At 44.2% G+C, this 22,599-nt stretch carries 21 protein-coding genes; 12 read left to right on the top strand and 9 right to left on the bottom strand.

Annotated elements, in window-relative coordinates; genetic code table 11:
- Nucleotides 1–207: 207 nt before the first annotated feature.
- Nucleotides 208–813, bottom strand: coding sequence for a LysE family translocator (locus tag H9629_RS06910; protein ID WP_064096286.1), 606 nt, complete (start codon nt 811–813; stop codon nt 208–210).
- A 112-nt stretch (nt 814–925) separates the two neighbouring features.
- On the opposite strand from H9629_RS06910, the gene H9629_RS06905 reads away from it, so the two are divergent.
- Nucleotides 926–1,420: an Lrp/AsnC family transcriptional regulator gene (locus tag H9629_RS06905; RefSeq protein WP_064096287.1), complete on the top strand. Its 495-nt coding sequence runs from the start codon at nt 926–928 to the stop codon at nt 1,418–1,420.
- A gap of 223 nt (nt 1,421–1,643) precedes the next feature.
- Here H9629_RS06905 and H9629_RS06900 read toward each other — a convergent pair whose 3' ends face one another.
- The 7 genes from H9629_RS06900 to H9629_RS06870 form a co-directional block, all read right to left on the bottom strand.
- Nucleotides 1,644–2,027, bottom strand: coding sequence for a hypothetical protein (locus tag H9629_RS06900; RefSeq protein WP_064096288.1), 384 nt, complete (start codon nt 2,025–2,027; stop codon nt 1,644–1,646).
- A 231-nt stretch (nt 2,028–2,258) separates the two neighbouring features.
- On the bottom strand, nt 2,259–3,194 hold the full coding sequence (gene xerA, locus H9629_RS06895) for a site-specific tyrosine recombinase/integron integrase (RefSeq protein ID WP_191730784.1): 936 nt from the start codon (nt 3,192–3,194) through the stop codon (nt 2,259–2,261).
- A complete protein-coding gene (locus H9629_RS06890) occupies nt 3,195–3,800 on the bottom strand; it encodes an alpha/beta fold hydrolase (protein ID WP_064096290.1) in 606 nt (201 codons plus the stop codon). It lies immediately after the preceding gene.
- 87 nt (nt 3,801–3,887) lie between these two features.
- The gene (gene dapF, locus H9629_RS06885) at nt 3,888–4,733 is read right to left on the bottom strand and encodes a diaminopimelate epimerase (RefSeq protein ID WP_064102827.1); all 846 of its coding nucleotides are present in this window, start codon (nt 4,731–4,733) and stop codon (nt 3,888–3,890) included.
- Between the two features lie 13 nt (nt 4,734–4,746).
- A complete protein-coding gene (gene lysA, locus H9629_RS06880) occupies nt 4,747–5,991 on the bottom strand; it encodes a diaminopimelate decarboxylase (protein ID WP_191730783.1) in 1,245 nt (414 codons plus the stop codon).
- 24 nt (nt 5,992–6,015) lie between these two features.
- A complete protein-coding gene (gene lptM, locus H9629_RS06875; protein ID WP_064096473.1) occupies nt 6,016–6,249 on the bottom strand; it encodes an LPS translocon maturation chaperone LptM in 234 nt (77 codons plus the stop codon).
- Nucleotides 6,250–6,381: 132 nt separating this feature from the next.
- The gene (locus tag H9629_RS06870) at nt 6,382–7,785 is read right to left on the bottom strand and encodes an amino acid permease (protein WP_064096293.1); all 1,404 of its coding nucleotides are present in this window, start codon (nt 7,783–7,785) and stop codon (nt 6,382–6,384) included.
- Nucleotides 7,786–8,104: 319 nt separating this feature from the next.
- Here H9629_RS06870 and H9629_RS06865 point away from each other — a divergent pair, with 319 nt between their 5' ends.
- Entirely contained in the window at nt 8,105–9,451 is a 1,347-nt protein-coding gene (locus H9629_RS06865) for an alanine/glycine:cation symporter family protein (protein ID WP_064096294.1), read from the top strand.
- A gap of 96 nt (nt 9,452–9,547) precedes the next feature.
- Here H9629_RS06865 and H9629_RS06860 read toward each other — a convergent pair whose 3' ends face one another.
- Nucleotides 9,548–9,952: a hypothetical protein gene (locus H9629_RS06860; RefSeq protein WP_064096295.1), complete on the bottom strand. Its 405-nt coding sequence runs from the start codon at nt 9,950–9,952 to the stop codon at nt 9,548–9,550.
- Nucleotides 9,953–10,126: 174 nt separating this feature from the next.
- Here H9629_RS06860 and radA point away from each other — a divergent pair, with 174 nt between their 5' ends.
- From radA to H9629_RS06810, 10 genes are all read left to right on the top strand, one after another.
- Nucleotides 10,127–11,518, top strand: coding sequence for a DNA repair protein RadA (radA, locus tag H9629_RS06855; RefSeq protein WP_004645722.1), 1,392 nt, complete (start codon nt 10,127–10,129; stop codon nt 11,516–11,518).
- A gap of 118 nt (nt 11,519–11,636) precedes the next feature.
- Nucleotides 11,637–12,641: a Tim44 domain-containing protein gene (locus tag H9629_RS06850; protein ID WP_064096296.1), complete on the top strand. Its 1,005-nt coding sequence runs from the start codon at nt 11,637–11,639 to the stop codon at nt 12,639–12,641.
- 221 nt (nt 12,642–12,862) lie between these two features.
- Nucleotides 12,863–13,219, top strand: a complete 357-nt coding sequence (locus H9629_RS06845) for a hypothetical protein (RefSeq protein ID WP_064096297.1) — start codon at nt 12,863–12,865, stop codon at nt 13,217–13,219.
- Nucleotide 13,220: 1 nt separating this feature from the next.
- Complete coding sequence (locus tag H9629_RS06840) at nt 13,221–14,954, top strand: PepSY-associated TM helix domain-containing protein (RefSeq protein WP_064096298.1); 1,734 nt, start codon at nt 13,221–13,223, stop codon at nt 14,952–14,954.
- Nucleotides 14,951–15,289 carry a DUF3325 domain-containing protein gene (locus tag H9629_RS06835; RefSeq protein WP_064096299.1) on the top strand — a complete coding sequence of 113 codons (339 nt, stop codon included), beginning with the start codon at nt 14,951–14,953 and terminating at the stop codon, nt 15,287–15,289. The genes H9629_RS06840 and H9629_RS06835 overlap by 4 nt, the downstream gene beginning before the upstream one ends.
- Before the next feature lie 98 nt (nt 15,290–15,387).
- On the top strand, nt 15,388–15,912 hold the full coding sequence (locus H9629_RS06830; protein ID WP_191730782.1) for a tetratricopeptide repeat protein: 525 nt from the start codon (nt 15,388–15,390) through the stop codon (nt 15,910–15,912).
- Nucleotides 15,913–16,267: 355 nt separating this feature from the next.
- Nucleotides 16,268–17,650: an adenosylhomocysteinase gene (gene ahcY / locus H9629_RS06825; RefSeq protein ID WP_064102835.1), complete on the top strand. Its 1,383-nt coding sequence runs from the start codon at nt 16,268–16,270 to the stop codon at nt 17,648–17,650.
- A gap of 220 nt (nt 17,651–17,870) precedes the next feature.
- On the top strand, nt 17,871–18,707 hold the full coding sequence (gene metF / locus H9629_RS06820) for a methylenetetrahydrofolate reductase [NAD(P)H] (protein WP_074383388.1): 837 nt from the start codon (nt 17,871–17,873) through the stop codon (nt 18,705–18,707).
- Between the two features lie 108 nt (nt 18,708–18,815).
- Nucleotides 18,816–19,526 carry a 16S rRNA (uracil(1498)-N(3))-methyltransferase gene (locus tag H9629_RS06815; protein ID WP_191730781.1) on the top strand — a complete coding sequence of 237 codons (711 nt, stop codon included), beginning with the start codon at nt 18,816–18,818 and terminating at the stop codon, nt 19,524–19,526.
- Between the two features lie 179 nt (nt 19,527–19,705).
- Nucleotides 19,706–22,582: an EAL domain-containing protein gene (locus H9629_RS06810; RefSeq protein WP_191730780.1), complete on the top strand. Its 2,877-nt coding sequence runs from the start codon at nt 19,706–19,708 to the stop codon at nt 22,580–22,582.
- Nucleotides 22,583–22,599: the final 17 nt, after the last annotated feature.

The raw sequence follows: 22,599 nt of genomic DNA, 5'->3' as shown, positions 1-22,599 counted from the left end.
AAGCAAAATAGACGAAATATAGATATGTCAGCTTTTGTCATTTTAGACAGAAATCATATTGAGAGCGAATTAAACTCAATATATAGACAAATTGAATAAATAATAAACCAGTACATTCATCCGACTCTGACAAAGTAATTACTTCTTTTCAAATTTTCTCAATCATAAAAAAGCATACTGCGAACAGTATACTTTTTCGGGATCCGATTAATTGATGATGAGCCAGCTTGCGGCAAGTGCCAGTAAACCACCCGAAGTTCCATCCACCCATTTTTGTTTACGTTCATCTATTTGAGTTTTCTGGCTGATTTTGCTGAATAGAATACTTAAGCCACAATACACCACAAAAATAAGACTGATAAAAATAAAAGAAAGAATCAAACCCTGGCTCACTGTATTGGCTGATTTATCAATAAACTGCGGTAAAATTGCAAAATAGATCAGCATACCTTTTGGATTTAACAGGGCAGTAAAAAATCCTTTTTGAATCGGATTGGGCGAAGTTTTTTTCTCAATATTTAGCGCATTTTTACTGAATACCGATTTAAGCAAACCAAAAGCCAGATACAACAGATACGCGATCCCGAGCCAGCGAATGGTTTCAAACAGTACAGGAAAAGAAACAATGATGGCGGCAATACCTAGCGCTACCAGGATCGAATGCACCAGATAACCGCAACACACTCCTACGGTTGCCATCATGCCTGCTTTTGCATCTTTACCCATCACTTGAGACAGGATAAACAACATATCGGGTCCAGGCGTAAAAATCAGGGGAAGCACGGTCAGTGCAAAGAGTGCAAATACAGACATTTCCTTTTCCTTTCAAACTCCAGAAAATGCAATAAGTATCTGTGATTTTTTATAAAATTGGCTTTCTTTTTATTCTATAATAAGTTTCATTTTTCGAATATTATTCTAATTTATGAAAATATCCACCAAGTCTGTGCGGGTAAAACTTGATCGGATTGATAAAAATATCATTCGTTACTTACAAGCCAACGGCCGTATTCAGAATAATGATCTGGCACGGGAAATCGGACTTTCACCATCATCCTGTTTGCGCCGGGTAAAATTACTGGAAGATGCAGGTGTCATTCAGAATTACACCACTATCGTTGATCAACAAAAAATTGGGTTTCAGTTGATCCTATTTTCGCGCATCTGGCTGGTCGGTCAGGATGCCGAAACCATCGACACCTTTATTGAAGCAATGAAAGAACTGCCGCAGGTGATGGAGTGCTACATTATTCTGGGGGAAAGTGATGCGATGCTGAAAGTCGTGGTGCCTGATCTGGAAAGTTACCGGAAATTCCAGTCGACTCATCTGACAAAAAAAAATGGCATTACCAGTGTCAAAACGGATTTACCCAGCCAGATTATCAAACAGAGTTTCCAGCTGCCTTTAGAAGATCTATAAAAGAATGAATTACAAGTAGCGACGCTGGCATAGGTTTAATTTTAATTCTGAACAGTATCTTTAATCCGAAGCTGGACTGAAATTAACTAAGCTGCAAGTTTTATTAAAAGATAAAAGTGAGGTTGCCTGTGCTGATATGCTTAAAGACAACCCTCTCCTCTTGAGCAAAACCAGAATACAGCCCGAGTCTTAATTTTTTATATTATGGTAGCTGTAGGAACATTTAATGAGTTTCTTGTGCCAAAAAATCACGATGTACATGGCTTAAATCCACCAGTTCATAGTTTGCCAACTCAAAAATTTGCCAAATCGCAACTGCATCTTCTTTTAAGTCGACTGCCTGTGTCGCACGATTCGACAATTGCCATTGCAGGTCAGAAATCCATAAATAGTATTGTCCGGTGCTCGCGTTAAATGCCTGAACTTTACCATCGGCATTAATGCCTTGAATAATGGCACCTTCAGGCAAAGTCGCTTCAAGATTGGGTAAGCTAATGTCCACAAAATGCTTGATTTGCCGCAAACCATAACCGGCAAACATTTCTTTTTGAGCCTCACTTAACTGTGCATATTTTTGTTCTATGTCCGCAATTACCAGTGTGTCCATATTGCCTCCCATCGGTCAAATACTGAGACTCTGCTCAGTAATATTTCATTTTAAATATTAAATAGTATTTATTGTTATACCTGAAATGGCGCATTTAACGAATAAGACAATAGTGAAATGCCAATCCCAACGCCAATGTTCAGTTGAATTCCATTTTAAGGTTTATATATGAAAGTTTTATGCCAAAAATACATTTTTTATGATCTCTATTCCTTAAAACCTGGCATATGATCAATCTTCTTTATGTTGCGCACGCGGATGAGCCTGATCATAAATTTGAGCCAGATGATCAAAATCGACATGGGTATAAATTTGCGTAGTGGTTAAATTACTGTGTCCCAGCATTTCCTGCACGGCGCGTAAGTCCCGGCTATTGGATAACATGTGACTCGCAAAACAATGTCTTAACAAATGCGGATGTAAATCTACATTGACGCCTGCACGCTGCGCCTGAAATTTAACCCGATTCTCAATCTGTCTTGCACCGAGCGGATTGCCTTTCTGGGTAATAAATACGTTCGCCTCCGGCACAAAATCACCATTCCATAAGGGATAGACTTGCAACCAGGCCATCACGCTGTCTTTGGCCTTGGAGCCAAAAGGCACAATCCGGGTCTTATTACCTTTACCAGTAATGCGTAATAACTGCCGGTTGAAATCAATATCTTTAATTCTCAGGCTTTGCAGTTCTGCCAGACGCAGCCCACTGGAATAAAGCAACTCTAACATCGCTTTGTCCCGGAGCCACATTTGCTGCTGTATTTCATTTTCAGGCGCAGGCTGATCAATAATCTGGTTGACGGTTTCAATATCCACCATGCCCGGCAAAGGGCGCGATTGACGTTTTAACTGAAAATCATCCGCAGGATTAAAAGCCATATGCTGAGCCTGCTCGGCCCATTTCATAAACTGGCGAATGGCTGAAAGCATACGTTGCATGCTGCTGGGACTCAGTTGATGCTGTTCGACTTTCTCAGCCAGAAACTGGCGTAAATCGGTGGCTTCCACATCGTTTAAATTGAGCTGTTCACGCTGGCAAAACTCTAAAAAATCCGAGACATCACGCCCATAAGCTTGCAAGGTATGTTTGGACTGGTTTTGAATTTCACGTTCTTTCAGCCACATGTTGAGCAAGAGTTGAGGTGGGACAATCACTGCTTGCTCCATTTAGAGTTGCTCCAGATAATCTTGAATCAGCATTGCAACCTGATCTGCATGAGTGCTAGCAAAGAAATGATCTCCACCTTTAATAATATGCAATTTTGCATTTTTAAAAATTCCTGCCAAGTATTGTCCAAGCTGAACAGTGCTTAAAGGATCATGATCGCCCCAGATCAGCAAGATCGGAACGTCCAGACTTGCGAGCTGAAGGCGGCTAAATTCAGTTTGGTCTTGTTCAAACCAGTCCGGCGCTGTTTTAAACAGTTCACGATAATCTGTTCGCCAGTCTGCACAATGAAATGTTTTTAAATTCAGACCACCAGATGTCGCCAACAATACCAACCCTTTGACTTTCTGTGGATGCTTAAGTGCCAACCCAATGGCCAAGACCCCGCCCATAGACTGGGCAATTAGAATGGAATCATCTTCAATTTGCTTTTTCACGAATTCTTGCAGATCATGCAGGTTTTGAATAGCTAAATTTGGTGCTACACCATCAAAGCCTGGATAGGCAATGACTTGCTGATCTGTATATTCGGTTAATGCTGCTCTTAATGGCTGCCAAAAGTGCTGGCTTCCTGAAGCACCCGGCAGGAAAACAAGCTTATTCATCTCATTCAAATTCTACAGTTTTTCCCATCCTAGCATAAAAAAAAGCACCATCGATCAGACAGTGCTTTTTCTCAAGCGGCACGAAATCTAGCTCTGGAAGTAACGTAAATCCAGACGACCTTCATACACGGTAGCCGTTGGACCGGTCATCCACACCACATCACCTTCTTTCCACTCAATCTGCAACTTTCCACCTGCAAGTTCGATTTCGACTTTGCTCGACAGCAGACCACGGCGCATACCAGACACTGCGGCTGCACAGGCACCTGTACCACAGGCCAAGGTCTCGCCTACACCACGCTCAAACACACGTAAACGCGCATGTTTATCATCAATAATTTGCATAAAGCCCGCATTGACCCGTGCAGGGAAACGTGCATGCGACTCGACCTGCGGACCAATACGTGCGACATCGGCAGCAATCACATCCGGTACAATCGTTACCGCATGTGGATTGCCCATATTCACCACATCAATCGTCAGCTTTTCACCGCCAGCAAGATCGATGTCATACAGGCTCTCCGGCGCATCAGCCACAAATGGAATTTCCTGAGGCAGGAATTTTGGATAGCCCATATTCACACGCACCCAGCCATTCGCGCCCAATTCTGGTACTACAATACCTGACTTGGTTTGTACCTTGATTTTGGTTTTGGCGGTCAACTGCCGATCATGCACAAACTTGGCAAAACAGCGCACACCGTTGCCACATTGTTCCACTTCCGAACCATCAGCATTAAAAATCCGGTATTTAAAGTCTGCACTCGGAATATCAGGCGGCTCAACGATCAATAACTGATCAAAACCAACCCCAAAGTGACGGTTGGCCAGGCGTTGAATCGTCAGGGTATCCAGATAAGCACGCTGGCTGATCAGGTCCACTACCATAAAGTCATTGCCCAAGCCATGCATCTTGGTAAATTCTAATAACATCCTGATTTACTCCTTAAGGCAATAAACGCTCACGTTCCCAGAGGGATTCAATCGTTTCACGTTCACGAATCAGATGCGCCTGATCGGCGTCGACCATCACCTCAGCAGCACGGCCACGGCTGTTATAGTTTGAACTCATGACAAAGCCGTATGCACCCGCACCAAGCACTGCCAGCACATCATTTTCCTTGATCGCAAGCTTGCGCTCTTTACCCAGGAAATCACCAGTTTCACAGATGGCACCCACGACATCCCATTCTTTGCTTTCGACATCAGTACGCGGCCTAACAGGTTGAATGTCCATCCATGCTTCATACAAAGCTGGACGAATCAGGTCATTCATCGCTGCATCAATAATCGCGAAGTTGCGGTGACTGGTTGGCTTCAGCAGATCCACTTTGGTCAGTAGCACCCCCGCATTGGCAGAAATACTGCGTCCCGGCTCCATATACACCTTCAAGCCCAGTTTTTCTAAAGCTGGACGCAGTGCGTTGGCATATTCTTCAACCGACGGCGGGGTCTCATCTTTATACGTCACGCCCAGACCGCCACCGATATCAATGTGTTTAAGATGGATGCCCAGCTCTTTTAACTGCTCAATCATGACAATAACCCGATCCAGTGCATCCACAAATGGCTGGGTTTCGGTCAGCTGTGAACCGATATGGCAGTCAATTCCGACCACATCCAGATTTGGCAATGACGCCGCATATTGATATGTTTCAAACACGTTATCCGATGGAATACCGAATTTATTTTCTTTTAAGCCGGTTGAAATATAAGGATGGGTTTTGGCATCTACATCCGGATTCACGCGCAATGAAATCGGTGCTTTGACATTCAATTCAGCCGCCACCTTTTGAATACGATCCAGCTCAGCATAAGACTCCACGTTGAAACACGCAATCCCGACTTCCAAAGCTTTTTTGATATCTGCTTCAGTTTTACCCAAACCGGAAAATACAATTTTCGATGCATCACCACCGGCTTTTAGCACACGGGCCAATTCACCACCGGTCACAATATCAAAACCTGCACCTTGCTTTGCCAATACATTCAATACCGCAAGATTAGAGTTGGACTTTACCGCAAAACAGATTTGATGATCGATAAAGTTAAAAGCACGGTCCATATCTAAAAAATGTTTTTCCAGAGTGGCTTTGGAATAAACATAAAGTGGTGTGCCAAATTGCTCCGCGAGCTGTTGTAATGAACATTGCTCAGCGTGCAATACCCCATTAATGCGGGTGAAACTCATGAAGGTATCCTTTCTGTGAAAGCGTTATGGTGTGGTTTTAACGTCTGAATCGGCAGGTGCAGCAAACTGTTGTGGCATGGGTATCTCGCGTTCTTCATCGGACGCTTTGGACTCATTTTCAGTATTTTTGTATAACAGATACTTGGCCCGCTTGTCGTAATTCGGATCATTTGGCAAGTGCAAAGCACCTGACTGTCCACAACCTGCAAGAACGAGACCTGTCGCTAAGATACTGATGTAGCAAATGACTTGGCGCATCTGACCACCTAATGTAATAGTTTCGATGAAGTATAACGCGATCATTCAGCATGACCCAAGCGTTAAACGCTAGAGAGTATCTTTAGACAAAAAAAAACGCCAGCAGATCGCTGACGTTTTTATTGATAAGGTTTATTTATGTTTCTGTTTATAGAAGCCAAAATAGCCAATGATGAGCAAAATAAACCAGATCGGGCTGACCATCAGGGCCTGGCGGGTATCTTCTTCCAGTGCCAAGACCACAATCATGCTGAGAAAGAAGATAATTACCATCCAGCATGTCACCAGACCGCCCGGCAACTTAAAGGTTGATTTGGCATGCAGTTCTGGACGTGTTTTGTAATACACGATATAGCTCCAGATAATAATGATCCAGACACAGATAAACAGAATCGTGGACAAAGTCGTGGCCAAGGTAAATGCCCGGACAGTATTTGGAACAAAATACTGCAGTGCTGCTCCCAGCAACAAACATACCGCTGAGAAATACAGGGCGTTGGCAGGAACCGCACGACGGTTCAGGCGACCAAAAGCCACCGGTGCCTGCTTTTCACGTGACAGGCCAAACAGCATACGGCTGGTCGAGAATACACCACTGTTCATTGATGACATTACCGAGGACAACACCACCAGATTCATGATAATCGCAGCCGCTGCAATGCCAGCCTGACTGAATAGGTTTACAAAGGGCGAAACATTCGGGTCAATCTGGTTCCAGGGTGTCACTGACATCACAATCAGCAATGCCAAAACATAGAAAATAATGATACGGATCGGAATAGAATTCACTGCTTTTGGCAGGTTCTTTTCTGGATCTTTGGTTTCAGCCGCAGTAGTCCCCACCAGCTCCACCCCGACAAAGGCAAAGATGGCAATCTGGAAACCGGCAAGGAAGCCCATGGCACCTGTAGGGAATATCCCGCCATGATCCCAGATATGACTAAATGAAGCGACCGTTCCAGCATCAGAAGTGAATCCTGTAAAGATCATCCAGAGGCCGACGGCAATCAGCACCACAATGGCAATAATCTTGACCAGGGCAAACCAGAATTCCATTTCACCAAACAGTTTTACCGTAACCAGATTCAAGCCTATGATAAACACAATCGAGGCAATACTGATCATTACCCCCTCTTCAGGACTAAAGGGCAAGCCATTATTGAAGAATTGCAGATAGTAAATGATGGCGGACAGATCTGCGATCCCGATGGTGATCCAGCACAGCCAGTAGGTCCAGCCAACAAAGTATCCGGCCCAAGGCCCAATCAGATCCGTGGCAAAATCAATAAATGATTTATATTGCAAGTTGGAAAGTAACAGTTCGCCCAGTGCACGCATCACCAGAAAGACCATAAAACCGATGATCATATAGATCACCAGAATCGAAGGTCCTGCGAGACTGATGGTTTTACCCGATCCCATAAACAGGCCGGTTCCGATGGCACCCCCAATGGCAATTAGCTGTAGGTGCCGGTTGGATAGACTCCGCTTTAATTCATCGTGCTCCGCCGACGAATTGTTATAGTTTTCTGACATTATTAATTACAACTTCGAATTTTACTTGCGACAAATTAACGTAAAAAATGCTGAATACAAAAATAAAAATCACATCATTTGTATTTCCTGATTAATTGAAGAAGTTAATTTATTTTTCTTATATCGCTCTCCAAACACATTTCTGCCTTATTTTTGACCTGCAAGATTTCAGTAATTTCTTGTAAAACCCCTAAAATTATGTAAAAAATGGAACACTATTCAGCCATTTTATGCACTCAGGATGAAGGCATCTGGCATAGCAATTGCTTTTTAATCAATATCTCGAACGACGCAAACATGGATCCATAAGAAGAATTTTATGCAAAATTTACAAAGTTTAATGGAAACTTTAAGCGGCTGGGTCTGGGGCCCTTATATGTTGGTACTGATTGTCGGTACCGGGGTATTCCTCACCTTCCGTTTATTGTTCTGGCAGTTCCGCATGTTGCCACTGGCTTTTAAACAGGTCTTTGGCAAGCACCCAGACCACGCAGGTGATATTTCCCAATTTGCTTCACTCATGACCGCACTTTCTGCCACGATTGGTACCGGTAATATTGCCGGCGTGGCCACTGCCTGTGTTCTTGGTGGTCCAGGGGCTGTGTTCTGGATGTGGATGACTGCCCTCTTTGGTATGGCAACCAAATACGGTGAAGGTGTTCTGGCAGTCAAATACCGAATTAAAAATGAGAAAGGTGAAATGTCCGGTGGCCCGATGTACTACATCGAACGAGGCCTCAAATGGAAATGGCTGGCGCTGATTTTTGCCTTGTTCGGAACTCTGGCTTCTTTTGGAATCGGCAGCTCCGTACAGTCCAATACCGTAGCATTGGCAGTGCAAAACAGCTTGGGCATCGAAACCTGGATGACGGGTATCATTATCACCGCTTTTTCGGCACTGGTGATTTTGGGCGGGATTAAATCAATTTCCAGAGCAGCGTCACTGATTGTTCCTATTATGGCTATAGGCTATGTGGCAGGGGGATTAATTATCATCTTTAATAATCTCGAACTGGTCGTTCCTGCGCTTAAAATCATCTTCACCTATGCCTTTACTGGAGAGGCCGCAGTGGGCGGTGCAATTGGTGCGGCGATTCGTTATGGTGTAGCACGTGGCGTATTCTCCAACGAAGCGGGTATGGGCTCTGCACCCATTGCGGCCGCAGCGGCAAAAACCGATCATCCGGCCCGTCAAGGTCTGGTGTCTATGACCGGTACCTTCATTGATACCATTATTGTCTGTTCAATCACCGGTATTGTTCTGGTCATGGGCTATATCATGGCAGGCAATTCATTCGGAGGCCAAACCGGTGCCGTATTAACCATCGGTGTATTCGACAAGCTGCTACCTGGTATTGGTGGCTGGGTGGTGACTTTCGGAATCATTTTCTTCGCTTATTCCACTATTTTGGGCTGGAGCTACTATGGCGAAAAATGTACCAGCTATTTACTTGGCGAAAAATTCGTTTTGCCCTATCGCATTATTTATATTGCCTCAGTGTTTATCGGCTGCATTGCAACACTGGATCTGGTCTGGCTATTCGCCGATACCTTTAACGGCCTCATGGCGGTGCCGAACTTAATCGCATTATTATTACTGTCTGGTGTCATTGCCAAAGAATCGAAAGACTTCATTGCAAAACGTAAATCTGGTGAGCTGTATTAATAGATAAGTTTTGTAAATACTCAATCCAAGTATAAAAAAGCCACGTAAATCGTGGCTTTTTTATACTTCAGTTTTCCCATTTTTCATTATGAAATTTTAGCAACGTAAACCACTACAGGCGAGCTTGTCCCGCTCAGATTCAAGCTCCAGTGCCAGTCCTAAAGATAAAACAAAGAACTGAATGCCTTCAATTTTCATATTGCCCTGTTCATCTTCCAGATATCCACTCAGTTTTTGATAGGTTTTATGATGCAGATCAAAAGGTACATCCAGATAAAGCCCACCCAGGTAGATTTCACTATGGACGGTTTGATCCAGACCTAAACACGGCATATAGGCAATCCCCTGTTGCTCTAGCCAGCCGATCAACATTTGGCGAACCGAGTCTGCGTTCCGATCTGGATGTATATAATGATCAAAATGCACAAATAACACATCACGGTTTTTTTCACGTGCGATCGCATCAATATGTTTCAGCAATTGTGACAAGATCTGTTCCATTCCAGCATAACAAGACGGGCATTATAGACGGCGTTACCGCACAGTATTCAAATCAGCATAAATAAAAGCGACAAACCTTGTCGTAAAAACCATGATTTTTCAGGTGAAAGGCTTGGTTTTCGATAGCATTCACCGCTATGCTGTCACTCAATTTCAATCGCTTCATCTTCAAATATGGCTAAAGCAAAAAGTGTGTATCGTTGTGAACAATGTGGTGCCGATCATCCCAAATGGTCGGGGCAGTGTTCTGAATGCGGGGAATGGAACAGCCTGGTTGAGGTGACCATTGCACCGGCAGTGACGCATCGCGCCCAGCCAAAAATTGGTGGTGGATACGCCGGCCAGGCGTCTAGCATTACTACCTTAAATCAGGTCTCAGTCTCTCATGAAACCCGTCTTCCGACGGGTATCAGCGAATTTGACCGGGTCTTGGGTGGCGGACTGGTGACCGGTTCGGTGGTCCTGATCGGCGGTGATCCCGGGATTGGTAAATCTACCATCTTGCTACAAACAGCCACGCACATGGCATCTGCCAAAAATCCGGCCCTGTATGTGACCGGTGAGGAATCCTTGTCTCAGGTGGCTTTACGTGCCCAGCGTCTGGATCTGCCGACCGACCAGCTCAAAGTCATGGCAGAAACCTGCGTCGAACGTATTTGTGAAGTGCTGGCCCAGCAACGTCCTGCGGTGGCAATCCTGGACTCGATCCAAACCTTGTATACCGAAACCCTGCAATCTGCACCGGGTGGTGTCTCACAGATTCGTGAATCAGCGGCTCTGTTGACCCGTTTTGCCAAAAATAGCGGCACGTCTTTGTTTCTGGTCGGTCATGTGACCAAAGAAGGCGCACTGGCCGGCCCACGTGTACTGGAACATATGGTCGACTGTGTGCTGTATTTTGAAGGCCAGTCGGATTCACGTTACCGAATGATCCGAGCAGTCAAAAACCGTTTTGGTGCGGTTAATGAACTCGGTGTGTTCGGCATGACCGACAAAGGTCTGCGCGAAGTATCTAATCCTTCAGCCATCTTTTTAAGCCGTTATGATGAAGCCATTCCAGGCTCAATTGTTATGATCAGCAGGGAAGGTACGCGCCCGCTCCTGGTTGAAGTTCAGGCACTGGTCGATGATGCACATGGCCAACCAAGACGTGTAGCGCTTGGCCTGGATCAGAACCGTCTAAATATGCTCCTTGCAGTCATGCATCGGCATGGTGGTGTGCAAACCTCCGGCCAGGATGTTTATGTCAATATCGTCGGTGGGTTGAAAATCACCGAAACCGGTTCGGATCTGGCGGTACTTCTCGCCTGCGCCTCCAGCATTCGTGGCAAAGCCTTACCGCAACAGCTGGCGGTTTTTGGTGAAGTCGGCCTGTCTGGAGAGATTCGTCCTGTGCCGAACGGCCAGGAACGCCTAAAAGAAGCGATTAAACATGGGTTTAAATATATTATTGTCCCTCGCGGCAATGCACCGCAAAAACCCATTGAAGGCGTGCAAATTATTGCAGTTGCGCGTTTACATGAAGCCTTAAGCGAGGCGATGGCGCTGAGTGATGAACTCAACTAACTGTAAACTGGCCTATTTGGTACAAAGAGCAAAAAAATACAGATTTTTGATTGAAATTCCACACAAAGCCTATATAAATAGACTGTACAAACAGGTTTTATTCTCATAGGAAAAATGAATGGAAGTTCGACAGCGCGGTTTGATCACAGGTCTCTTGACAGCAGTTTTATTGGTTGCGCCTTTTGCAGCTGAAGCAAAACGTGCCGGTGGCGGTAAAAGTCACGGCATGCAACGTTCTGCACAACCTACTCAATCTTATCAACAACCTCGTCAAACTGCGCCTGCTCAACAAGCGCCAGTTGCCGGTGCTGCAACCCAGCAAAAATCTGGTCCGGGTGTCGGCGGTATGGTGGCCGCGGGTGTAGCCGGTGCTGCGATTGGTGCAGTTGCTGCCAATGCCTTGGCGGATGATCAAAGTGTAGCAGCATCTGAAGCTCAGGCTGCTCAAGCAGAAGAGGAAAAAGGTGGTATTCCGGGCTGGATCTGGATCCTTCTTGCTGCTGCTGTTGCCTTCTTCATTTTCCGTAAAATGAGCGCAAAAAAAAAAGTAGCTTCTAACCCTTTTGCACCAAATAGCGGTGCTGGTAATACAGCACCTTTTGGTCAGGCACCGACTGCACCTCGCGGTGGTGACAGTACCAATATTTTTGGCCAGAACGTGGGTGGTCAAACGTCAAGCAATAATGCTCCGCTTGGTTCCGCTCCGGTAAATAATGCGCCTTTTGGTGCAGCTTATACCCAAAGTGGCAGCCAGTTACCGGATGGTACTGAACCTGCTGCATTCTTGCGTGTAGCGCGTCAGCGTTTTAACCATATTCAGTCCATGAATACAGCAAGCAACATTTCTGAAATTCAGCGTTATCTGACTCCTGATCTTTATCAGTCAATGTATAACGACATCATGAGTAATCAGGATCAGGATGTTGCCGAGTTTTTAAATCTGAATGCGATGGTTGTCGACTCATCGACTGACAATGGCCAGTATATTGTCAGCGTACGCTTTACCGGTACGGTAAGCGAAGACTTAAACAGCTTGCCGCAACCGTTCGCAGAAATCTGGCATTTCACCAAACCAGCAGCTTCAAATCAGGACTGGGTGGTTGCAGGTATTCAGCAAGACTAATTCGTAATAGATTGTTTTTAAACAGCGGCTTTCAAGCCGCTGTTTTTATTTTTAAATTCTATATATTTTAATCCACGCTCCCCCTCCCCCCCTTTTTTTAGACTTATCAATAGTTCTTTATATTTTTCACTTAAATAGCTTTATATTTCTTATTTTAAATATAAATAATAATTGTTATCATTCTCACTAATTACTTCATAAATTTGTAAATAGAATTTCCGATGATGAATAGTCCGAATATGCAAACCATAGCGACTGGAACAGTTACTGCACCAAATCCCTCAAGCAAAAATAAAGTCAAAGCCAATATGCTGGCTTACCGTGGGATGATTTTATATCGCTTTATTCTGGCGGGTGTGGGCGGTTATCTACTGGCTACACTGGCAACGATCGTGATTGCCCAGCTTTTTATCGACAGTGGAAGCAGTGCTGCCATGTCCGCGACCCTGAGTGGCTTTAGCTTGAATACTGCTGCATTTATCTGGGTATTTATGGTGAATAAAACGCTCAAAGCTACGCTCGGGATCGCGATTCCCGGTGTTTTGCTCTATATCGCCTATAAGCTTTTAGGAAATTAAAATGAGAATAGATGCAAAACCCGAAGGTCCGCGCCAATCGATGGCATGGTTGCATACCTGGGCCAGTCTGATTTTAGGCTGGCTTTTATATGCGATATTTTTAACGGGAACCTTGAGTTTTTTCCAGAACGAAATTACCGTCTGGATGAAACCGGAATTTCATCAGTCAGTTCCACCAAAGACTCAAATCGAACAAACCCGTGTGGCACTGGCTTATCTGCAACAGCACCATCCGGATGCCGGCAGCTGGGCGATTCAGCTTCCTACCACACGCCAAAATACCACCACCCTGACTATTCGTAGTACCGGTGAAGATCCGCGTGCCCGTCGTGGTGGTACCCGTGTGACAATTGACAGCGCCACGGGCGAAGTTTTGCAAGCGCGTGAAACACGCGGCGGTTCATTCTTATACCGTTTCCACTTTGAATTGTATGGTTTGCCAAGAATCTGGGCGCGCTGGATTGTCGGTATTGCAACCCTGCTCATGCTGGTGGCAATCATCAGCGGTGTCATTACCCATAAGAAAATTTTCAAGGATTTTTTTACTTTCCGTCCCGGCAAAGGTCAGCGTTCCTGGTTGGATGCACATAATGCTACTGCGGTATTTGCCCTGCCCTTTCATATCATGATTACCTTCAGTGGCTTATTACTATTACTCTTTACCCTGATGCCTTGGGGCGTAAACCAGATTTATGAAAATCGAGGTGCTTTCCTTCAGGATCAACGTAAAAGTTTGATTCAGAACACCAGTATTCAAGCTGAATCCCGTGATGGCCGTAGTGAAAGTAAAGAACGTCGACCGCAAGCTGAGAGAGAAAATCGTGGCGAGCGCGGTGAAATGTCTGCACGTGGTGAAAGTCGCCGCTCTCGTGATGAAATGCAAGTTGCATCTCCTGCACCATTAACCGATCTGGCTCCGATCTTGGCAACAGCCGAAAAAGAATGGAAAAACAACTCGGTTGGCACGATAACCATTATCCAGCCGAATACCGTAAAAGCTGAAATTGAGCTTCGTGCCTTAAACGGAGTCAGCGTAGCTTATCGCAATGTTTATCCAAGTCTGGCTTTTAATGGCGTAACAGGTGATTTAGAGCCGGATCAAACCACCCTGAAAATACCTTCAGTCGCAAATGGTATTTATAATATATTCACCACATTGCATGAAGCACGTGGCGTGGATCTGGCTTTACGCTGGTTATTGTTCATGTCAGGTGTGGTCGGCACCTTGATGATTGCGACCGGCTTGATTCTATGGTGTGTTAAACGTGCACCGCAGCAACAGAAACAAGGCTATAAATCGTTTGGATATCGTCTTGTGGAAGTCACCACTATCGCTGCCATTATTGGCTTACCGATTGCCTGTGCTGCCTATTTCTATGCCAACCGTTTTATTCCGGCAGACATGGAGATGCGTTTGAACTGGGAAATTCGTAGCTTCTTTATTGTCTGGTTACTGACATTGCTGTATGCCATGATTCGCAGTCATCGTCAGGCCTGGCTGGAACTATTACTGCTTGCCACTGCTGCATTTGCCTTGCTGCCAATCGTGAATTTCATGACCGGCGGTCAGGCGATCTGGAATAGCATCATGCATGGTCAATGGGTCATTGCTTCTTTTGATCTGGCGATGTGGGTGCTTGCGATCCTGTTCTGGTTTTCATTTAAAAAAGTGAAAAACCATAAAGGTTTGCCGTCTAAAAAAGTCAAGGTTGCTCTCAAGGAGAAGCAGGCATGATGTTCTTCTTACTGATTTGGGCTTTAACTTCACTGGGTTTCTTTGCGCTTGCAATGTCGATGTCCAAACATCAAAAACAGATTTTTGACACAGAACTTGACCCTGCAAAAACACAACTTGCGCCTATTCTCGGCTGGGTATTGCTCATAATTGCCCTGACTCTATGCCTGTTGACAGGAGCTGTCAGCAATATGATCAGTTACTGGCTGGGCAGTCTGACTTTTGCAGCACTGGTGGTCGGTTTAAGTCTGAGTTATCTGGCAAGTAAAATTAAAGTGATCGTAATGTTCTGTGTATTCATCGCCTCGATCTCAGGGATTTTTTGCTTGATCTAGTTGATTGATTCATCACTACCTTTTTAAAAGCTGATCTTCGGATTGGCTTTTTTTCTTTAAACCTTTTAGTCTACGCACAATATTTTTGAGATGTTGATATGACCCAGCGTGTTTCTCCCTCTGCTGCCCTGACTAATCTTGCTTTATCAGGCAATGCTAAAGCACAATTTGAACTGGCTGAACTGTATATGCAAAGCGAGCATGATGATGACATCATTCTTGCTGAAGAATGGGCATTGAAAGCTGCCAATGGCGGTCTGGTGGATGCGATGTACTGGTTAGGTGAAGGTTATACCGTTTATGCCAAAAAATTAGCAGAAGAAGATCCGGAAGAATCCAAAACTCACTTTGAGTTAGCCTATTACTGGTTAAGCAAGGCCAATATCGAGAAGCACCCTGCTGCGACTTTAGAGCTGGCCGGTTTCTACCGTCGCGGTGATGTGATTGAAAAAGATGTTGAGAAATCAATTTCTTTAGTCAAACAGGCTGCGGAATGGGGTGAAGTTCAGGCCATGCGCGATCTTGCTTTTATTTATGCCAATGGTTTAGGTGTAGATGGCGATGAAGAACTAGCTGAGTTCTGGACCCAAAAAGCGGATGCTGCTGAGCAAGAAGCTAAATAAAACGAAAAGCCCGTCAGATGATGGGCTTTTTATTTAACTCTCATACTCCCTTCTACATGATGCAGAAGAATCAAAAGAATCTTAAAAGAAAACATTCAATTTATCGTATTTATATTGATAGGCTTTTGATCAATTAAAAGCTCAAAATACAGAAAATAAATAATATTATCTTTTTCAACTTGGCTCATGTTTAGATTCCAAGTACAATACGGCGCTAGTCGAGGGATGCTGCGACGTTTTACAGGCACTAAAAATGTAAAATCGCTAGGCTCGACCATCGGTCAGACATTCGTTCTGATCAACAACGGCATCCGCGAACAGAACGATCCAATCTATTTTTTCCTAGGAGATCCTGATGAACGCGGTTACTGCTTCATTTACAGATTACAAAGTTGCTGATATTTCACTTGCTGATTACGGCCGTAAAGAAATCAAACTTGCTGAAGCTGAAATGCCAGCCCTAATGGGTCTGCGTAAACGCTACTCGGCAGCAAAACCACTGGCAGGCGCGAAAATTCTCGGCTGTATCCATATGACCATTCAAACTGCTGTTCTTATTGAAACACTGGTTGAATTGGGTGCTGAAGTTCGTTGGACTTCATGTAACATCTTCTCTACTCAAGACCATGCTGCTGCTGCTATCGCTGCTGCGGGCATTCCTGTGTTTGCTTGGAAAGGCGAAACTGAAGAAGAATACATGTGGTGTCTTGAACAACAAATCAATGTAAATGGCACGCCTTGGGATGCCAACATGATTCTTGACGATGGCGGTGACTTAACGCTACTTGTTCACGAAAAATACCCAGAAGTGATTGCAAAAATTCACGGTGTAACTGAAGAAACAACGACAGGTGTTCAACGTCTGTACGAAATGCTTCGTGACGGTACTTTAAAAGTTCCTGCAATCAACGTAAACGATTCAGTAACCAAGTCTAAAAACGACAACAAATACGGTTGCCGCCATTCACTAAATGATGCAATCAAACGTGGTACAGATATGCTTTTATCTGGCCGTCGTGCGCTGGTAATCGGTTACGGTGACGTAGGTAAAGGTTCTGCTCAATCCCTTCGTCAAGAAGGCATGATTGTACGCGTAACTGAAGTTGACCCAATCTGTGCAATGCAAGCATGTATGGACGGTTATGAAGTTGTATCTCCATACAAAAATGGCGTGCAAACTGGCAAGAAAGAAGACATCAATGTTGACCTTCTTCAAAACACTGACCTGATCGTAACGACTACGGGTAACTACCACGTTTGTGATTCCGCAATGCTTGATTCATTAAAATCGGGTGCTGTTGTATGTAATATCGGTCACTTCGATACTGAAATTGATACAGCTTACCTACGTGGCTATAAGTGGGTTGAAGTTAAACCTCAAGTACACCAAGTGTATCGTTCAGAAAATGAAAATGATTACCTGATCCTGCTTTCTGAAGGCCGTTTGGTGAACCTTGGTAATGCGACTGGTCACCCATCACGTATTATGGATGGTTCATTTGCCAACCAGGTATTGGGTCAAATGCATTTATTCGCTGAGAAATTTGCTGATCTTCCAGAATCTGAAAAAGCTGCACAAATTCGTGTTGAACTGCTACCTAAGAAACTCGATGAAGAAGTGGCTGCTGCGATGGTTGCTGGTTTCGGTGGTGTCTTGACTCAATTGACTCAAGAACAAGCGGATTACTTGGGCGTTCAAGTTGAAGGCCCATTCAAGTCGGATGCTTATAAATATTAATCAACCCTCACCCCATCCCTCTCCCATAGGGAGAGGGTGAATCTCTCAAGCTATTTGCATTCCAAGTTTCATGCTTAGTATGTAAAAAATGAGTCAAACCCTGCGCCATTCAGTAATGAATGCTCCTCTCTTGAGTAAACTTTAAGGACTCCTTTAAAGTGAAGCGCAAGAGAGGTCAGGGAGAGGGTGAATAAAAAGTATTTATAAAAAGGATTTGAACATGTCTAAACAGATTCCAATTTCATTTGAATTCTTCCCAACCAAAACTGATGTAGGCGCGGAAAAACTCAAGCTTGTACATCAAGAGTTACAACTCTTAAATCCAGAATTCTTTTCTGTGACCTATGGTGCTGGTGGTTCGACCCGTGAACGCACCCTGTCTACTATCAATGACTTTAATGGCAAAGGTGCACCTGTTGCCCCTCACCTGTCTTGTATTGGCGATGATAAGGCACGTATTGCAGAACTTCTAGACCTGTACAAATCTCAAGGTATTGACCGTATTGTTGCCCTGCGTGGTGACTTACCTTCTGGTCAGGTCGGTTTGGGTGAATTACCTTATGCACAGGATCTGGTCCGCTTTATTCGTGAACATTCAGGTGATCATTTCAAGATTGAAGTGGCAGCTTATCCGGAAATGCATCCACAGGCTGAAAGCTTTGACAAAGACATTCAGCACTTTGTTGATAAAGTCAATGCGGGTGCCAATGCGGCATTAACCCAGTTCTTCTTCAATCCAGATGCTTACTTTTACTTTGTAGATCGTATCCAGAAAGCAGGCGTCGATATTCCGGTTGCCCCTGGCATCATGCCAATTACCAATGCCAGCAACCTGATTCGCTTTGCTGATGGTACCGGTGCTGAGATTCCACGCTGGATTCGTAAACAACTGGCAACTTATGGTGATGATACGGCCAGCATCAAAGCCTTTGGCCATGAAGTTGTGGTTAAATTCTGTGAGCGTCTGCTTGCAGGTGGGGCGCCAAGCCTGCACTTTTACACCATGAATACTACTGATCCTACACGCCAGCTTGTGAAAGACTTAGGTCTCGCATAAGTTTCTAGGCTGCATTGAGTTTCCCCACTCTTTCTTTCTCTGGAAGAAATTCAAAGAGGGAAAACAGCAATGCAGTCCTGTTTTGTTCCACCTGAGAGTAATCACCCCATGCCACGTTTTTATATTGAAGCAGACTTAAATGTTGATACTGCGGTCGAGTTAACAGAAACCGTTTTTCATCATTGGGTGAAGGTATTACGCGCTCAAGTGGGCGAAACCGCAACATTGTTTAATGGACAGGGTGGTGAATATGAAGTGACCCTTACTGAAGTTGCTAAAAAATCAGCTACGGTCTCGGTCAATGCATTCAATCCCGCTAATCGCACACCCAAGTTTCAGGCTTTGCTCGGTCAGGTCATGAGCAAAGGCGACCGTATGGATTATGCAATTCAGAAAGCTGTCGAACTGGGCGTATCTGAGATTCAGCTGTTGACCTCGGAACGTTGCGAAATGCGTTTAAAGTATGATCGCGACCAGAAAAAACTGGAACATTGGCAAGGTGTTGCTATTGCTGCGTGTGAACAGTGTGGTCTAAATATTGTACCCAAGATTTTAGCACCCATTTCCCTTGAAAGATGGCTGGAAAATGAATTGCCAGACACCAAACTGGTTTTAGCACCTAATAAAGATGAAACAGATGTACTGGCAGATGCGACCCTGGATCTTGCCTTATTGATTGGTCCCGAAGGAGGTCTGAGTGAAGCGGAAATTAATGCCGCCAACCACAAAGGTTTTCGTAACTGGTGTATAGGCGAGCGTGTACTGCGTACTGAAACTGCCCCTGTTGTAGCCCTGTCTATTTTAAATTATGTACTTTAGTTCATCGGGTAGGTAAAATTTTGTCTTTAATTTTGTTGATTTTTATTTTTAAGACAACTAATCTCGACTAAAGAATAACAACTACTTATTAATTGATTTTCACACATTTCCTGGGGGTTTTTATAATAACAATGCACAAGGACGAAAACCGTATAGGATGAATACAGGCATTGACTCACATGGTTGATAATCCAGACGATTATATTCAGCAGCACCTACATGATGCTCAGATTGCGAACACGCTGCGTCATAGTCGCTATTTTTTGCTCAGCATAATGGTGATCTGTCTTTATATTTTTTGTATTTATCACATTCAATACAGACCTTCTAATACCTATTTTAATATCTGGTTTATTCTGACAGAGCTCCTTGTCAGCATGTGCTGGCTGGTGAGTACGCTGTACTTTAAACCTGAGCACTATAACCAGAAGAATGCGCATCGCTGGTTACAGTTTCAAAGTCTGGCTGTGGGGATCAGTATCGCGGCAGGTATTTTTACCATTTATTATTATTTGCCTCAAGCCAACCCAGCCTTTAATGATATTGAAGCACTGACCTTGTCCGCCTTGTTGCTGATTGTGAGCCAGGCTTTCGGTTTAACCTATTTAACCCAGAAACTGAGTTATTTCTGTCTGGCATTTTTTCCGTCTTTACTGCCCTTTTTACTGTCGCAAATTTATCCGACAGGTGATTCCAATCCTTTCTTTGCACTGGCTTTAAATTTTTCCATGATTGTGATTTTAATATGTGCAACAAGCAGTTACCGCATCCATAGCCGTACCTCACGTCTGTATGTAGAAAATGATATTCTGGTGAAAAATGCAGAACAGCAGATTCACTGGACAGATGAACTTTGTCAACAACTCAAAACAGAAGTCAATAAATCTAAAGATATTGAACTTCAATTACAGCTCAGCAATCAGTTACTGGAACAGAAAGTACGGGAACGCACCTATGATATCGAGCAGATCAATCAGGATCTGAAGAATAAGCAGCAAGATCTGGAACTGGCACATAAAATTGCCGGTATCCGCCCTTGGGACTGGAATATTCAAGCACGCAATATCACCCTCACCAATCATAAAGATGAAAAGATTCTGCGTGATTCCAAAGATCATCATCTGCAATTACAGCATCTGATCCACCCAGACGACCTGGACCATTTTAAACGCAATATGAAACAGCACCTACGCGGTCAGACTGAACGCTACGATGCTACCTACCGGATCAGGCTTAGTGAAGGTGGATGGAGCTGGGTACATGACATTGGTCGGGTAATCAGCCGCGACCCTAACAATAATAAACCCTTAAGAATGGTTGGTATCCGTCGTGATATTCAACAGGAACGGCTGTCTCAAGAGCGTTTAAAGCTGGTAGCCAGTGTACTGGAACAGGCCGCAGAAGGGATTTTCATTTTGAATCCTGATTTAGATTATATCGATGTGAATCCTCACTACGAATACCTGAGCGGTTTTGAGCGGCATCAGATTATTGGTAAATCCCTATTTGATATTGTAGCGAAAAATAAATCCCAGCAACGCGCTTTTCAGGCCAGCATCGTCAAGCAGATCCAGAAAATTGGCTCTTATGATGGAGAGGTCAACACAAAATTTCTGTCTGGCAAGGAGTCAACCTTATGGCTGCACATCAATGCCGTTACCGATGATGAAGGCCGGATTACCCATTATATTGGCATCGTATCGGATTTGACTGAACGCAAATTACAGGAACAGCGCCTGTCCTATCTGGAAAATTACGATACCCTAACCGACTTGCCCAACCGTTTCTATTATAACTATCAGCTGCACCAATATCTGGTTTCACAAAAAGACTCTCTTAAGCAGATGGCTGTGATTCGACTTAATATCGACCGTTTCCGGCCATTAAATGAATACCTGTCCAATAATGGCGGTGATGAACTTTTACGTCAGGTGGCACAGCGCCTGCGCTTGAGCAATGCAGAAGCATTGTTTGTTGCCCATCTGAATGGTGATGATTTTGCCATTCTCTATGAAATTTCACATATTCGCCCTTCCGTTCAGCACCACTGTGAACGCATTGCTCAAGCCTTTAGCCAAGCATTTAATATTTACGGTCAGGATCATGTAATTACCCTGTCTATGGGCGTGGCATTTTATCCGGATCATGGCCGCCAGCTGGATTATTTAAATAACTGTGCTGAACAGGCATTAAAAGAAGCCAAGAACCTAGGCGGCAATACCATTCATTTTTATTCAAGTGAAAATGATGCCTTGCAGAAAAATGGAATCTTCCTGGAACGGGATCTACGTAAAGCGATCCAGAATAATGAACTGATTGTCTATTATCAGCCAAAAATCAATTTCAGTGATCACAGCATTTATGGCTTTGAAGCGCTGATTCGCTGGGCCCATCCAGAAAAAGGGATTATTGCACCCGATCTGTTTATTCCTTTAGCCGAACAAACCAGCCTGATTTCAGATATTGGCCGTCTGGTCATTCAGCAGACTGCTAAACAGATTCGCCAATGGAATGATCTGGGCTTTAATCATATTTGTGTATCAGTCAATGTCGTGGCCCAGCAGTTGCGTCGCGGTCAGTTGCTCGATGATCTGGATCAGGCCATTGCAGACCACCAGATTTCAGGCAACAGTCTCGAACTGGAAATTACGGAATCTTCGTTAATTGAAAATTCAGAAGCAGTCAAAAACCTGCTGAACGAGATCAAACAGCGACATATTCATATTGCGCTGGATGATTTTGGCACAGGCTATTCATCCCTTTCCTATCTTGCTGATTTTCCAATTGATACCTTAAAAATTGATCGCAGTTTTGTTTCTAAGATCGGAAAAAACAAACATGAAGCAATTGTCAGTGCTATGGTGGCCATGGGTAAAGCCATGGGTATGACCGTGGTTGCAGAAGGGATCGAGACTGAAGAACAATTAGAATATTTACGGGATTTAGACTGCGATATAGCCCAAGGCTTCTTATTTTCCAAAGCCCTACCTGAACGAGAAGCAACCGCTTATTTAGTGCGAGACAAGACAGCTCAATCTTATACATATCAAGTTTAAGTCTATATTTGGCCACA

It is taken from the genome of Acinetobacter pecorum, from assembly GCF_014837015.1.
GTDB classification, from domain to species: Bacteria; Pseudomonadota; Gammaproteobacteria; order Pseudomonadales; family Moraxellaceae; genus Acinetobacter; species Acinetobacter pecorum.
This window is presented reverse-complemented; position numbering and strand designations above follow the sequence as displayed.